The organism is Trueperaceae bacterium (genome assembly GCA_036381035.1).
In the GTDB taxonomy this organism is placed as follows: Bacteria; Deinococcota; Deinococci; order Deinococcales; family Trueperaceae; genus DASRWD01.
Genome location: DASVDQ010000026.1, coordinates 12118 through 27184, shown reverse-complemented (window position 1 = coordinate 27184; position 15067 = coordinate 12118). Strand labels below are relative to the sequence as shown.

Annotated in this window: 11 protein-coding genes; 7 read left to right on the top strand and 4 right to left on the bottom strand. The window is 73.4% G+C overall.

Translation table 11 applies throughout. The features are described 5' to 3' along the window. Positions 1–13 precede the first annotated feature (13 nt). Positions 14–949: an aminoglycoside phosphotransferase family protein gene (locus VF202_04575; protein ID HEX7039369.1), complete on the top strand. Its 936-nt coding sequence runs from the start codon at positions 14–16 to the stop codon at positions 947–949. Between the two features lie 103 nt (positions 950–1052). Here VF202_04575 and ftsE read toward each other — a convergent pair whose 3' ends face one another. Genes ftsE through gyrA form a run of 3 tightly spaced genes read right to left on the bottom strand, consistent with a single transcriptional unit; the run spans position 1053 to position 5133 of the window. Continuing rightward, positions 1053–1733: a cell division ATP-binding protein FtsE gene (gene ftsE / locus VF202_04570; GenBank protein HEX7039368.1), complete on the bottom strand. Its 681-nt coding sequence runs from the start codon at positions 1731–1733 to the stop codon at positions 1053–1055. Beyond that, positions 1730–2686, bottom strand: a complete 957-nt coding sequence (locus VF202_04565) for a nucleoside hydrolase (protein HEX7039367.1) — start codon at positions 2684–2686, stop codon at positions 1730–1732. The genes ftsE and VF202_04565 overlap by 4 nt, the downstream gene beginning before the upstream one ends. Continuing rightward, positions 2686–5133: a DNA gyrase subunit A gene (gene gyrA, locus VF202_04560; GenBank protein ID HEX7039366.1), complete on the bottom strand. Its 2448-nt coding sequence runs from the start codon at positions 5131–5133 to the stop codon at positions 2686–2688. Before gyrA ends, VF202_04565 begins: the two co-directional genes overlap by 1 nt. A gap of 158 nt (positions 5134–5291) precedes the next feature. On the opposite strand from gyrA, the gene purB reads away from it, so the two are divergent. From purB to VF202_04545, 3 genes are all read left to right on the top strand, one after another. Then, positions 5292–6596, top strand: coding sequence for an adenylosuccinate lyase (gene purB, locus VF202_04555; GenBank protein ID HEX7039365.1), 1305 nt, complete (start codon positions 5292–5294; stop codon positions 6594–6596). Between the two features lie 128 nt (positions 6597–6724). Then, positions 6725–7852 (top strand): phosphoribosylaminoimidazolesuccinocarboxamide synthase, encoded by a 1128-nt coding sequence (purC, locus tag VF202_04550; protein ID HEX7039364.1) that lies wholly within the window; start codon positions 6725–6727, stop codon positions 7850–7852. Further along, on the top strand, positions 7845–8738 hold the full coding sequence (locus VF202_04545) for an alpha/beta fold hydrolase (protein HEX7039363.1): 894 nt from the start codon (positions 7845–7847) through the stop codon (positions 8736–8738). The genes purC and VF202_04545 overlap by 8 nt, the downstream gene beginning before the upstream one ends. On the opposite strand, the gene VF202_04540 is transcribed toward VF202_04545, so the two are convergent. After that, positions 8678–9841 carry a PatB family C-S lyase gene (locus tag VF202_04540; protein HEX7039362.1) on the bottom strand — a complete coding sequence of 388 codons (1164 nt, stop codon included), beginning with the start codon at positions 9839–9841 and terminating at the stop codon, positions 8678–8680. The genes VF202_04545 and VF202_04540 overlap by 61 nt on opposite strands. 38 nt (positions 9842–9879) lie before the next feature. On the opposite strand from VF202_04540, the gene VF202_04535 reads away from it, so the two are divergent. The 3 genes from VF202_04535 to fumC all read left to right on the top strand — a co-directional run bounded on the left by VF202_04535 (position 9880) and on the right by fumC (position 14962). Next, entirely contained in the window at positions 9880–10875 is a 996-nt protein-coding gene (locus VF202_04535) for an alpha/beta hydrolase-fold protein (GenBank protein HEX7039361.1), read from the top strand. A 44-nt stretch (positions 10876–10919) separates the two neighbouring features. After that, the gene (locus tag VF202_04530) at positions 10920–13475 is read left to right on the top strand and encodes a G8 domain-containing protein (GenBank protein HEX7039360.1); all 2556 of its coding nucleotides are present in this window, start codon (positions 10920–10922) and stop codon (positions 13473–13475) included. A gap of 107 nt (positions 13476–13582) precedes the next feature. Then, positions 13583–14962 (top strand): class II fumarate hydratase, encoded by a 1380-nt coding sequence (gene fumC, locus VF202_04525; protein HEX7039359.1) that lies wholly within the window; start codon positions 13583–13585, stop codon positions 14960–14962. The last annotated feature ends 105 nt before the right edge of the window (positions 14963–15067 follow it).

The window sequence follows — 15067 nt, the reverse complement described above, 5'->3', positions numbered from 1 at the left end:
AAGGTGTCCGCCCGTGAGCGAAGGAGGACCTGAGGAGGCGCGCGGGGGTGACGCGGCGGGGTGGCTCGCGGGGCCCGCGACCGGCTCGCCCCTGATCCCGGAGCGCGTGCGGATGGTGGTCATGACGGACCCGCGGGGGCCCGCTTGGCTCGACTCGGTGCCGGGTCTCGTGGAGGAGCTGGCCCGCCGCTGGGGGCTCTCGCTCGGCAGACCCCTCGACCACGAGGGCTACACGTCCGCGGTGGTGCCGGGGGAGACCAGGGACGGCACCGCCGTCGTGCTGAAGGTCGGGTTCCCGTTCATGGAGGACCGCGACCAGGCCGCCGGCCTGCGGTTCTGGGACGGCGACCCGACGGTCAGGCTGCTCGCGGCTGACGAGGAGAGCGGGGCCCTGCTGCTCGAGCGCTGCGTCCCGGGACACAGCCTGAGGACGCGTCCGGCCGAGGAGCGCGACCGCGTGCTGGCCGGCCTCCTCCGCCGCGCCTGGCGACCGGTCGGTCCCGATCACGGCTTCAGGCACCTCTCCGAGCTGATCGACCGCTGGAGCGCGGTCACCGCGGAGGAGGAGGCCCGCTGGCCCGACCCCGGCCTGGTGCGGGAGGGCATCGCGTCGTGGCGGGAACTGTCGCGTCCCGGGCCGGACGACGTCCTGCTGGTCACCGACGCCCACGCCGGCAACGTCCTCGCCGCCGAGCGCGAGCCGTGGCTGATCATCGACCCCAGGCCGTTCGTGGGCGACAGGGCCTACGACGCCACGCGGCACCTCTTCGACGTCAGGGAGCGCTTGGCGGCGGACCCAGCGGGCTTCCTCCGGTACTGGGCGGACCTGCTGGGCCTCGACGTGGTCCGCGTCAGGGCCTGGGCCTTCGCGCGCTTCGCGGCCGAGTACAGCGAGAGCGACGAGTGGTGGCGGTGGGCGGCCGGCATGGCGCGCAAGGTGGCGCCGTGAGGCGCGCGGAGGCCAGCCGCCCAGGGCCCGTGGAGCCCGTGCCTCACGGCCGCCGATGGTCGGCGCCCGTAGCTTCGCGGAGGAGCGCGCCGGCGGACGACCCTCAGAGCGAGTAGCCGCCTCCGGCGTCGTCGCGCACCAGCTCGCCGTTGCGCAGCACCAGCGTGCGGCGCTTGAAGCGGTCGACGAGCTCGCGGGCGTGCGTCGCCACCAGCACCGTCGTGCCGCGCAGGTTGATGTCGTTGAGGAGCTCGAGGATCTCCATCGCGGTGTCGGGGTCGAGGTTGCCCGTGGGCTCGTCGGCCAGCAGGAGGGGCGGGTCGGTGACCATGGCGCGCGCGATCGCCACGCGCTGCTGCTCGCCCAGGCTGAGCTCGATCGGGTAGGCCTTGCGCTTGTGCGCCAGGCCCACGTTGCGCAGCGCCGCGAGCGCCTTCTGCTCGTGGTTGCCGCGCGTGGCCGTGGCGCGCAGCACGAACGTGAGGTTCTCGAACGCGGTCAGGTGCGGCAGCAGCCTGTGGTCCTGGAAGACCATGCCGATCTGCCGCCGCAGGTGCGGCAGCCGGCTCTCGCGCAGGCGCGCGACGTCGTTGCCGCCGATGATCACCCTGCCCTCGCTGGGCAGGATGCGCCTGAGGATCAGGGCCAGCAGCGTCGACTTCCCCGCGCCCGAGTGGCCGGTGACGTACACGAACTCGCCGCGGCCCACGTGGAAGTGGACGTCGCGCAGCGCGTGCGTGTGCGTGCGCGGGTAGGTCTTCGTGACGTGGCTGAACTCGATCACGCCCGCACCCCCTCGGCGCTCGCGGCGCCCAGCGCCTCGAGTATCAGTTCGAACGCGGCCTCGGCGTCTATCGTCTCGAGCACGGTCGCGTTCGGCTCGCCCACGAGCCGTCCCGTGCGCCTGTCCACCACCGTCATGCCGCGCGTGAGCTCGGAGGTCGTCTCCACCTCCACCCGCCGGCGGCTGGCCGTGAAGAGCCGCGGGTCGGTGACGGCCAGCACCGCGCAGGGGTCGTGCAGCGGGCCCTCGGCCGGCACCCGGTAGACGCTGGCGTAGGCCTGCGAGAAGTAGTCGAGCAGGTCGGCGGCGAAGCGCGCCAGCGTCGTGCTCAGCGCGCGCACGCGCTCGCGCCGCTGCGCGTCGACGACGAGCTGGTGGGTCAGGTCGAGGCCGGCCATGACGACGTTCGCGCCGGACGCGAACACCGCCTCCGCGGCCTCCGGGTCGGCCCAGACGTTGAACTCGGCGACCGGCGTGATGTTGCCGCCGCCCCAGGCGCCGCCCATCAGGCTGATGCCGGCGAGGCGCCGCGCCAGGCCCGGGTCCTCGCGCAGCGCCAGGGCCACGTTCGTGAAGGGCCCGACGGCGACGAGCCACAGGCCCTCGACGCGCCGCGAGGCGTCGATGATCGCCGCCACCGCGTGCTCGGGGCGCGGCTCGAGCTCGACGGGCGGCAGCTCGGGGCCGGCGAGGCCCGACTCGCCGTGGATGTGCGGCGCGTACCTGGGCTCGCGCGCCAGGGGACGCTCGGCGCCGCGGTGCACGGGCACGTCCCGCGCGCCCGCGAGCTGCAGGGTGACGAGCGCGTTGGCCAGGCACCTGTCGACGGGCGCGTTGCCCGACACCACCGACACGCCCACGAGGTCGGCGCGGTGCAGCGCCGTGAGTATCGCGAAGGCGTCGTCGTGGCCGGGGTCGCAGTCGAGCCAGACAGGCTGCCTGCGCGCCGGCATCACTCGGCCCCGGCCAGGTCTTCGTCGCTGGGCAGCACCATCGCGGCCACCACCCTGTCGCCCTCGTCGAGCCTCTTGATCGTCACGCCCTGCGAGATGCGCCCGTAGACGCTCACCTGGTCGACGGCCGTGCGGATCAGCTGGCTGCCCTCGGCCAGCACGAAGAGCTCCTCGCTGCCGAGCACCTTGGCGAGGCTGACCATCGCGCCGGTGCGGGCCGTGAGCTTGTGGGCGATCACGCCCTGGCCGCCGCGGTTCTGCACCGGGAACTCCCTCAGGGGGGTGCGCTTGCCGAGGCCGCTCTCGGTGACGGAGAGGAGCTGCGCCTCGTCCTTCTCGTCCTTCGGCACCACGGCCAGGGACACGACCTCGTCGCCCTCCTTTAGCCTGATGCCGATCACGCCCTGCGTGGCGCGGCCCGTCTGGCGGGCGCCGCCCTCCTCGAACCGGATCGCCTGGCCGCCGCGCGTGCCGAGCACGATGTCGGCGGCGCCGTCGGTGACGCGCACGGCGACGAGCTCGTCGCCGCCCACGAGGTTGATGGCCACCAGGCCGGCGCTGTTGATGTTGCCGTACTCGGAGATCGCGGTGCGCTTGACGAGCCCGCGCTTGGTGGCGAACACGAAGTAGCCGTGGCGCTCGAAGCTCTCGATGCCCAGCACGGTCTGGACGAACTCGTCCTCGCCCAGCCGCGGCAGCACGTTCCTGATGTGCCCGCCGCGCGCGTTCCTGTCGTACTCGGGCAGGTCGTAGATCTTCTCGCGGAACACGCGCCCGCGGTTCGTGAAGAACAGCAGGTAGTCGTGCGAGCTGCCCACCAGCAGCATCGTGTTGAGGTCGTCGTCCTTCGTGCGCTGGCTGGCTACGCCGCGCCCGCCGCGTCCCTGCGACCTGTAGGCGGTGATGGGCGTGCGCTTGATGTAGCCCTGGCGCGTGAGCGTGACGACCATCTTCTCCTCGGGGATCAGGTCGTCGTCGTCGAGGTCGTCGAAGCGGTCGACGATCTGCGTGCGGCGCTCGTCGGCGAAGCGCTTCCTGACCTCGAGGAGCTCGCCGCGGATCACGCGCCACAGCTCCGTCTCGTCGGCGAGGATCAGCTCGAGCCTGGCGATCTCCTCCTGGAGCTCGCGGTACTCCTCGTTGATCTTCTCGCGCTCGAGGCCGGTGAGGCGCTGCAGGCGCATGTCGAGCACCGCCTGCGCCTGCACCTCGGACATGTCGAACTCGCGCATCAGCCCCTCCTTGGCGGTGGGGCCGTCCTGCGAGGAGCGGATCAGCGCGATGACCGCGTCGAGGTTGTCGAGCGCGATCAGGTAGCCCTCGAGCACGTGCGCGCGCTCGCGGGCCTTGGTGAGGTCGTAGCGCGTGCGGCGCCGCACGACGCCGGCGCGGTGCTCGAGGAAGTGCTTGAGCATGTCGCGCATCGGCAGCAGGCGCGGCGAGCGGTCGACGATCACGACGTTGTTCACGGCGAACGTCGTCTGGAGCTGCGTGAACTTGTAGAGCCGGTTGAGGACCGACTGCGCCTTGACCCCGCGCTTGAGCTCGAAGACGATGCGCATGCCCTGCCTGTCGGACTCGTCGCGCAGCGTCGCGATCTCCTCGATCTTCTTCGCGCGCACGAGCTGGGCGACGGTCTGGATCAGCGAGGTCTTGTTGACCTGGTAGGGGATCTCGGTCACGACGATCAGCGAGCGACCGCCGCGCTCCTCGATGCGCGCCCTGCCGCGCACGCGGATCGAGCCGCGGCCCGTCTCGAGCGCCTCCCTGATGCCCTCCCTGGCGATCATGCCGCCGGTGGGGAAGTCGGGTCCCCTGATGTGCTCCATCAGGGTCTCGGTGGTCGCCGCCGGGTCGTCGATCAGCGCGACCAGCGCGTCGACCACCTCGCCGAGGTTGTGCGGCGCGAGGTTCGTCGCCATGCCCACGGCGATGCCGGCCGCGCCGTTGACGACGAGGTTGGGGACCGCCGAGGGCAGCACCTCAGGCTCGGTCGAGGTGCCGTCGAAGTTCTCGAGGAAGTCGACCGTGTCCTTGTCGATGTCGGCGAGCATGGCCTCGGCGACCGCGGTGAGCCGCGCCTCGGTGTAGCGGTACGCCGCGGGCGGGTCGCCGTCGACGGAGCCGAAGTTGCCCTGCCCGTCGACGAGCGGGTAGCGCAGGTTCCAGGGCTGCGCCAGCCTGACCATGGCGTCGTAGATGGCCTGGTCGCCGTGCGGGTGGTACTTGCCGATCACCTCGCCGACCACGCCGGCGCTCTTCGAGTGCTTGCGGTTCGACGCCAGGCCCATCTGGTTCATGGCGTGCAGGATGCGGCGCTGGACCGGCTTGAGACCGTCGCGCACGTCCGGCAGCGCGCGGTCGACGATCACCGACATCGCGTAGTTGATGAAGCTGCGCTTGATCTCGTCCGTGATCTGGACCGGGACGACTTCTCCTTCGTTCACGAACCCTCCTGGCCCTCGCGCAGCCCGCGCGAGGCGCCGGTCTTGGGCGGACGACCTGCACGAAGGGACGGCCACGCTCGGCCTGACTCCCGAGTCTACCATCCGCGTCCCCAGCGGCACGAACCCGGCGCTGCGGGGCCCGTGGTAGCTTCGCGGCGATGATCGACAGGTACTCGACGCCGGAGATGAAGGCGCTGTGGAGCGAGGCGGAGCGCTACCGCGCCTGGCTCGAGGTGGAGCTCGCCGCCACCGAGGCGTTCGAGGAGCTGGGGGAGGTCCCGAGCGGCACCGCCGCGGCGATCAGGCTGGCGCTCGCGGACCGCCCCCTCGACGACGACTTCGCGGAGCGCGTCGCCGCGCTCGAGGCCGTCACCAGGCACGACGTCGTCGCGTTCACCCGGGCCCTCGCCGAGCGGGTGGGCGAGCCGGCCAGGTACCTGCACTACGGCCTCACCTCTACGGACGTCGTCGACACGGCCCAGAACGCCCTGCTGGTGCGCGCCGTCGACCTCATCGCGGACGATCTCGAGGCCGTGATCGCGCGCCTGCGCGAGCTGGCCGCCGAGCACAAGCGCACGCTCACGATCGGCCGCACGCACGGCGTCCACGCCGAGCCCACGACCTTCGGGCTGAAGCTGCTGAACCTCATGGCGTCCTTCGAGCGCGACAGGCGCCGGCTCGCGTCCGCGCGCGCGTCCGTGGGGGTCGCGATGGTCAGCGGCTCCGTGGGGACGTACGCCCACGTGCCCCCGGCCGTGGAGCGGCGTGTGGCGGAGCGGCTGGGCCTCACGCCAGACCCCGTCACGAACCAGACCGTCGCGCGCGACCGCCACGCCGAGCTGCTGGCCGCCCTGGCGCTCATCGGCACCAGCGTCGAGCGCGTCGCCCTCGAGGTCAGGCACCTGCAGCGCACCGAGGTGCGCGAGGCCCAGGAGGGCTTCGGGCGCGGCCAGACGGGCTCGTCCTCGATGCCGCACAAGAAGAACCCCATCGCCAGCGAGAACCTCACGGGCGTGGCGCGTCTGCTGCGCGCGCACCTCCAGGCCGCCCTCGAGGACGTGGCGCTGTGGCACGAGCGGGACATCAGCCACTCGTCGGTCGAGCGCGTGGTCCTGCCCGACGCCACGACCCTCGCCAGCTACGCGCTGAGGCGGCTGCGCCGCGTGCTGGACGACCTCGTCGTCTACCCGGAGCGCATGGCCGCGAACGTCGACCTCCTGCGCGGCCTCGTGTTCTCGCAGCGCGTGCTGCACGCGCTCATCGGCGCCGGGCTCTCGCGCGAGGAGGCCTACGACGTCGTGCAGTCGGCGTCGCTGAGGAGCCTCGAGACCGGCGAGCACCTGAGGGACCTCGTGGCGGCCGACCCGCGCTGTCGCCTCGCGCCGGAGGAGCTGGACGCGGCGTTCGACGCCGGCTGGTACCTCAGGCACGTCGACGAGGTCTTCGCCCGCTTCGGGCTCTGAGCCCCCGGCGGGCGACCTCCGGACCTCGAGCGCCCGGCCCTGCCTCACCCTCTCCCGACGCCGCGACCGGCCCGCCGGAGGAGGCGGCGCGCCCGCGCCCGACCCCGGGCCGGTCGTATCATCGCGGCGTGACCGCACCCGAGCGCAGGCAGCTGCTCTACGAGGGGAAGGCCAAGCGGCTCTACGCCACCGACGAGCCCTCGCGCCTCCTCGTCGAGTTCAAGGACGACGCCACGGCCTTCAACGCCCAGAAGCGCGGCACGATCCCGGGCAAGGGCGCGGCGAACAACGCGATAAGCCAGCGCGTGTTCGCCGCCCTCGAGGCCGTGGGCGTGCCCACCCACTTCGTCGCGGGCGTCTCGGAGACCGAGCAGCTCGTCGAGAGGGTCGCGATCGTGCCGCTCGAGGTCGTCGTGCGCAACCGCGCGGCCGGCAGCTTCGCCAAGCGCTACGGGGTGGAGGAGGGCGGCGTCCTCGACCCGATGGTCGTGGAGTGGTGCGTGAAGTCGGACGCCCTGGGCGACCCGCCCATCAACGACGCCGCCGCCGTCGCGCTCGGCCTCGCCACCGAGGAGGACCTGGCCGCGCTGTTCGACCTGGCGACGGCCGTCAACGACGCGCTGAGGGCCTACTTCGGCCGTCTGGGGCTCGACCTCGTGGACCTCAAGCTCGAGTTCGGGCGCACCGAGGACGGCGCGCTGGTCCTCGCCGACGAGGTGAGCCCCGACACCTGCCGGCTGTGGGACGCCTCGAGCGGGGAGAGGCTCGACAAGGACCGCTTCCGCCGCGACCTGGGCGGCGTGGAGGAGGCCTACGCCGAGGTGCTGAGGCGGGTCACCGGCGAGGCCGGCGACCCGGAGAGGTTCGCCGCCGAGTACCGGCCGCCCGAGGACAGCCCGGTAGGAGCGGTTGGCCACGGCGGCCACGCCCACGACGGTGGAGAGGACGCGGCTCGGGAGCGGCCCGCGGGCGCCGGCCGCGACGGGCACGACCACGGCCGCTCGCACAGCCACCGCGCCGTCGTGAGCGTGATGCTCAAGCCCTCGATCCTCGACCCCCAGGGCCGTGCCGTGCTCGAGACGCTGCGACGCCTCGGCTACGACGCGGTCAGGGACGTGCGCGTGGGCAAGCGCGTCGAGGTGGCGCTGGAGGGCGAGCCGGAGGACGCGCTGCGGCAGCTCCGCGACATGTCGGAGAAGGTCCTCTCGAACCCGGTGATGGAGACCTACGACCTGGAGCTGGAGGAGGGTGGCTGAGCCGACCCGGTTCGAGCTGAGCGCGCCCGGCGTGGGCTCCCTGGCCGCCTACCGCTGGGAGGCGCCCGGGACGGGCCGGCCGCTGGTGGTCGTCCACGGCTACGCCGAGCACGCGCTGCGCCACGGGCGCCTCGCGGAGGCGGCCGCCGCCGCCGGCCACCCGGTGGTGGCCGTCGACCTCCCCGGCCACGGACGCAGCCCCGGTCCCCGGGCCCTGGTGCGGTCGTACGCGCCGCTCGTCGCCGCGGTGGGCGCGTCCGTCGACGCCGCGACGGCGCTCGGGCGCGGCCTTCCGGTGCTCTTCGGCCACTCGATGGGCGGCGCAGTGGCGCTCGCCTACGCGCTGGAGAGGCCGGCGGCGCTGGAGCGGCTCGTCCTCTCCGCGCCCTACCTGCTCGACCCCGTGCCCCGCCCCGGCTGGATGACCGCGCTGGCCGGCGCCCTCGCCGCCGCGCTGCCCACGCTGCCCGTCGCGCGGCTCGACAGCGGCGCACTGGCGCGCGAGCCGCGCGTGGGCGCCGACTACGTCGCCGACCCGCTGGTCCACTCCGGGCCGGTAGCTGCCGTCACAGGACACACGCTGATCGCCGGCGGCCGCGAGCTCCTGGCGCGCGCCGGCTCCCTGGCGGTGCCGACGCTGGTGCTGCACGGGGAGGCAGACAGGGTGGCGTCGCCGGAGGGCAGCCGGCGCCTGGCCGCGGACGCGCCGCCCGGCACCCTGGAGCTCGTCAAGTTCCCTGGCGCCTACCACGAGCTGCACAACGAGCCCGCGGACACCGGCGTCCCGGGGCGGTTCTTCGCGTCCGTGCTGGCTTTCCTGGCCGGTCAGGCGGCGGGCGCCAGCGCCGAGGCCAGCCGCGCGAGTGCCTCCTCTAGCACCTCCTGACAGGTCGCGAAGTTCAGGCGCGCGAAGCCCTCGCCGCCGGCGCCGAAGTCGGCGCCCTCGTTGAGGCCCACCTTGGCGGTCTCGGCCAGACGCGCCGCGGGCGCGTCGCCCAGGCCCGTCGCGCGCAGGTCCAGCCAGGCGAGGTACGTGGCCTCCGGCACGTGCACGGAGGCGCCGGGCAGGCTCTCGCGCACGAAGGCCACCACGCGGTCGCGGTTGGCGCGCAGGTAGGCGAGGGCCCGCTCGAGCCAGTCGTCGCAGCCGCGGTAGGCCGCGAGCGCCGCCGCCTCGGCCAGGCGGCTCGGCCACGAGTGCAGGCCGCCCGTCGAGGACGCCAGCCGCTCCTTCACCTCCGGGCCGCTCGTCAGCGCGAAGCAGATGCCCAGGCCCGGGAAGTTGAACGCCTTCGTCGGCCCGTAGAGGGTCACAGTGCGCGCGGCGACCTCCGGCGCGAGCGAGGCGAACGGCACGTGCCTGCCGCCGTAGCTGATGTCGGCGTGGAGCTCGTCGGACACGACCCACAGGTCGTGCTCCAGCACCAGCTCGGCGATCGCCTCCAGCTCCTCGCGCCGGTACATGATCCCGATGGGGTTGTGGGGGTTGCACAGCATCAGGAGCCTGGTCCGCGGCGTCACGGCGGCCCGCAGCGCGTCCATGTCGACCTCGTAGCGCTCGGGTCCGCGCACCAGCTCGACCTCCACGGGCACGCGACCGGTCTCGACCACCGAGCGCTTGAACGGCGGGTAGAGCGGCGTGAGGAGGAGGACCTCGTCGCCCGGCTCGGCGAAGGCCCGGCAGCCGTAGACCATGCCCGCGACGGTCGAGCCCAGGGCCGAGATCCCGTCGACGGGGAAGCGCGCGCCGTAGCGGCGCTCCAGGCGCTCGGCGACGGCCTCGCGCAGGCCCGACATGCCCTCGCGGGGCGGGTAGCCGAGGTCGTCCGAGTCCACGTGGGCCTTGATCGCCGCCTTGATCCCGTCGGCGAGCGCGAAGTCCATCTCGGCGACCCACAGAGGCAGCACGTCTGACGGGTAGTGCCGCCACTTCGCGCACTCCCGCGCCCTCAGCTGCGTCACCGAAAGCGGTCTGAACTCGTTCGGCACCCGGCGAGTGTAACTCCGGCCGCCTATAGACTCGGCGCATGGTGCTGAGGGTCACTGTCCCCTCCTGGGCGCGGCAGCTCGCCAGCGACCTCACCGACATGGCCAGGGCCCCGCGGCCCGTCACGCCCGGCGAGACCCTCGAGCTCGAGCTGCCCGACGACGTCTACTTCGAGTACGGCTTCATCGGCGAGGACGGCGCCGTGAGGCCAGACCCCGCGGGCCGATGCCGCGCGCCCAGCGTCTGGTACGGCGAGGTCAGCTGCGTGACCGGCCCCTCCTACCGGCGTCACGAGCTCGCCGACCCGCCCGCGGACCTCGGCGGCGGCACGGAGGAGAGGCTGCGGATCGAGAGCCGCGCCCTCGGCCAGACCCGCCGGGTCGCCGTCTACACGCCCGCGCGGGTGGCGGCGGACGAGGCCACGCCGCTGGCCGTCGTGCAGGACGGCGTGGCCTTCAAGCGCGTCGGCGCGCTGCACCTGGTGCTGGAGGCGCTCCTCCGCCGCGGCGAGGTCCGCCCCGCGCGCCTGGCGTTCGTCGAGCCCGTCGACCGCATGGTCGAGTACGCCTTCTCGGAGGCTTATCAGCGCTTCGTGGAGGAGGAGCTGGAGCCGGAGCTGGCCGCGCGCTACCCCCTCACCCCCGAGCGGGTCTGGGTGGGCGCGAGCCTGGGCGCCCTCGCCTCCGCGACGCTCGCGCTGCGCCGCGCCGCGCGCGAACCTGACGCGGCACGCGACGACGCCATGCTCTCGCTGTCGGGGGCGTTCCTCGGCACGCCCGAGTCGTTCGACCCCTACCGTGCGCGGGAGTCGTGGCTGGTGGAGCGCCTGCGCGACCCCGGCACGCCGCTGCCGCGCACCTGGCACCTCCACGTGGGCACGCTCGAGTGGCTGCACGGGGTGAACCGCGAGGCCGCCGCGGCCCTGGCCGAACGCGAGGGGGTGAGGTGCGCCTACACGGAGAGCAGCGCCGGCCACAACTGGCCGAACTGGAAGGACGCCCTGCCCGCGGCGCTGCGCACGGTGTTGTCGTCATGAGGTCCGCCACGAACGTCGCCCCCGCTGACGAGTACCTTCTCGGGATGCGCCTGCTGAGCGTCCTCTCCCGCGCCGCTCTCGCGGCGCTCGTCGTCGTCCTCGCCGCCTGCGGCGCCCAGGAGCCGCCGCCCGACCGGGGCGCCGCCCCGCGGCCGCGCGACCCCAGCCCCCCGCCGCCGGAGCCCACGGCCCTGTGGTCCGACCCCGCCGCCTGGCCGGGCGGCGAGGTGCCCGCCGCGGGGGACGACGTCGTGGTGCCGGAAGGCACCGTGATGCTCCTCGACGTCACCCCGCCGCCGCTCGCCAGCCTGACGATCGACGGGGCGCTGGTCCTGGGCGAGGGCGAGGTCGAGCTGACGGCCGGGTGGATCCTGGTCCACGGCGGCCTCTACGCCGGCAGCAGCGCCGAGCCCTACCGCGGACGCGCCGTCATCACGCTCACGGGCCCGGAGAGCGAGGCGGACCTGATGGGCATGGGCACGAAGTTCCTGGCGACCATGGGCGGCGTCATCGAGCTCTACGGCGACATGGTCGGCTCGAGCTGGACGTGGCTGGCGCGCGACGCGCACCCGGGCGACAGCCAGGTCTGGCTGCAGGACGCCACGGGCTGGCGGCCGGGCGAGAGGATCGTCGTGGCCTCCACGGACTTCGCCGGCTACGGCGAGGACGGCGACGACCAGGTCGAGGAGCGGACCGTGGTGTCCGTGGCGGGCGACACGGTCGAGCTCGACGCTCCCCTGTCGTTCTTCCACCAGGGCACGCTGATGGAGGTCGGGGGGATCGTCGTGGACCAGCGCGCCGAGGTGGCCCGCCTCAGCCGCAACATCGTGATCAGGGGCGACGCGCAGAGCGACGATGGCCAGTTCGGCGGCCACGTGATGGTGATGGGCGAGGGGCGCCTGCGGCTCGACGCCGTCGAGCTCTACCGCATGGGCCAGCGCGGGCGCCTGGCGCGCTACCCGGTGCACTTCCACCAGGTCGGCGACGGCGGGCGGGAGAGCTTCGTGAGGCGGACCAGCGTCCACGACGCCTACCACCGGTGCGTGACGGTCCACGGCACGAACGGCGTGCTCGTCGAGGACGTCGTCGGCTACTCGACCTACGGCCACTGCTTCTTCCTCGAGGACGGCGACGAGACCGGGAACGAGCTCTACCGGAACCTGGCGCTGGTGGTCATGAAGCCGCCCGCCGACGACGCGGTGCTGCCCTCCGACCACTCGTACCTGGGCCCCGCCGGCTTCTGGGTCACGAACCCCGCGAACGACCTCGTCGGCAACGTCGCGGCCAGCTCCCGCGGTACCGGCTTCTGGTACGCGCTGCCCGAGCACCCGACGGGGCTCGCCGCCGACGAGACCGACGTGTGGCCGCGCCACACGCCCCTGGGCAGGTTCGAGGGCAACGCCGCCCACTCGAACCGCGAGTTCGGCCTGCTCGTCGACAACGGCCCCACCGCCGACCTCGGCGACAACCCGCCCACGCGGTACGAGCCGCGCCTCGACCCGCTCGACGAGGACAGCGCCGTGACGGCGGTGTTCGCGGGGTTCGTGGCCTACAAGCACCGCGGCGGCGGCGCCTGGTTCCGCGGCTCCCACGCCGTGCTCGCGGGCGGGGTGCTGAGCGACAACGCCCGCGGCGTCACCTTCGCCTCCGACGAGAGCGGCGCCGAGGGCGTGGCCTTCGTGGGCGAGACGCCGAACGTCGGCACCTGGCCGGAGTGGGACGACGAGAGCGCGGCGGCCGGACGCCACCTGCCGCGGCCCTGGGACCCCAGCTTCACGCTGCGCGGCTTCGAGTTCTACGACGGCACCGTCCACGTGAAGGACAGCCGCTTCGCCGGCTACGTCCCCAACGCCCGGCGCCAGGCGGCCGCCCTGAGCTACCTCGACTTCACGCACTACGCCACCGCCGCGGACAACTGGGCCAGCGGCCTCACGTTCGCCCCCGGCGTGAACCGCGTCTACCTGCACAGCCGCGTCGGGAACGCCGAGGCGGGCGAGGACGGGTACCGCAGCGCCGTGTTCCGCGACGCCGACGGCAGCGTCACGGGCACGCCGGGTCTCTGGGTCACGGTGAACGACCCGTTCCTGGCGTCCGCCGACTGCACCCTCAGGGCCGAGTGGAACGCCCTCGCCTGCCGCGGGCCGTACGTGGGCCTCTCGCTCGACGTCGTCGCGGGACCGGCCGAGGGGCTCGGCCCGGTCACCGTGCGGCGCGGCGACGGCGTCGCGCACGTGATGTACGGCTCGCCCGCCGAGCCGCCCCACCTCTTCAGGACGGTGGCGCGCTACGGCGACGAGTACTCGTACGAGTACGCGGGAGCGCCGGACCACCTGCGCCTGGGGCTCACCGAGGGCGTCGCGCCCGGGGACGCGGTCGTCGTGTCGCTGCCGTGGCAAGGCGCCGAGGCGTACCCGTACGTCGACTGGTGGGTGGACGAGCGCAACGTGGCGCCGGAGGTCGCGTCGCTTGACGAGCTGCGCTCCCACGCCGGGCCCGCCTACCTCGTGGAGGACGGGCGCCTGTGGCTGAAGCTCTCGGTGCGGGGCGGCCACGAGTGGGCCTACCTCGACGTCTGCACGGCGCCGCTGTGCGGGTCGTAGCGGCCCCGTGGCGTCGCCCGCACGGTCCGCGGAGCCGACCGGTAGGCGGTAGCCCCCGGCTCCCCTGGCGGTGCGGGACCCGCGGCGGCCGCGGGTAGCATGGGCCCGTGGAGCACCGCGTAGAGAAGGACACCCTCGGCGAGGTGCGCGTCCCCGCCGACCGCTACTGGGGCGCGCAGACCGAGCGGTCGCGCCAGAACTTCAGGATCGGCGGGCAGCTCATGCCCCGCGAGGTCATCTACGGCTTCGCGGTCCTCAAGAAGGCGTCCGCGCTGGTGAACGCCGAGCTGGCCGGCCTCGAGCGGGACAAGGCCGACCTCATCGCGCGCGTCTGCGACGAGATCCTCGCCGGCGAGCTGGACGACCACTTCCCCCTGGTCGTGTGGCAGACGGGGTCGGGCACGCAGACGAACATGAACCTCAACGAGGTCATCGCGAACCGGGCCAGCGAGCTCACCGGCCACCCGCTGGGCAGCAAGGTGCCCGTGCACCCGAACGACGACGTCAACAGGAGCCAGTCGTCGAACGACACCTTCCCGACGGCCATGCACATCGCCGCCTACGGCAAGCTCGCCGACCACACCCTGCCGGCCATGCGCCGGCTGAAGGAGGCGCTGGCGGCCAAGTCGCGCGAGTTCGCCGGGCTCGTCAAGATCGGCCGCACCCACCTGATGGACGCCACGCCCCTCACGCTCGGCCAGGAGTTCGGCGGCTACGCGACGCAGGTGGCGAAGTCGATCGAGGCGGTCGAGAACGCGCTGCCGCACCTAGCCGAGCTGGCCCTGGGCGGCACCGCCGTCGGCACGGGCCTCAACGCCCCGCCGGGCTTCGCCGCGGCCGTGGCCGCGAAGATCGCCGAGCTGACCGGCTACCCCTTCCGCACCGCCGACGACAAGTTCGAGGCGCTGTCGGCGCACGACGCCGTCGTGGAGGCCTCCGGCGCGCTGAAGCGCGCGGCCGTCGCGCTGATGGCCGTGGCGAACAACATCAGGCTGCTGGGGTCAGGCCCGCGCTGCGGCATCGGGGAGATCAGGCTGCCCGCGAACGAGCCGGGCTCCTCGATCATGCCGGGCAAGGTCAACCCCACGCAGGCCGAGGCGATGACGATGGTGTGCGCCCAGGTGATCGGCAACGACACGACGATCAGCGTGGCGGGCAGCCAGGGGCACCTGCAGCTCAACGTCTTCAAGCCGGTGATGATCCACGACCTGCTGATGTCGGCGCAGCTCCTCGGCGACGCGTGCGAGAGCTTCAGGGTCAACTGCGTCGAGGGCATCGAGGCCGACCGCCAGCGCATACGCATGCACCTCGACAACTCGCTGATGCTGGTGACGGCCCTGAACACGCGGATCGGCTACTACAAGGCCGCCGAGATCGCCCAGAAGGCGCACCGCGAGGGCACGACCCTCAAGGAGGCCGCGGTGGCGCTGGGCTACCTCACGCCCGAGGAGTTCGACGAGGCCGTGGTGCCGGAGCGGATGGTCTAGCTAGGAGGCACCAGGGTGACGGTCGAGGGGCGCCGGCCGCCCGGTCGGCGCGCGCTGCGCCCGCTCGTCCCGGGACGGCGCTCAGGGGACGGCGCTGACCCCGGC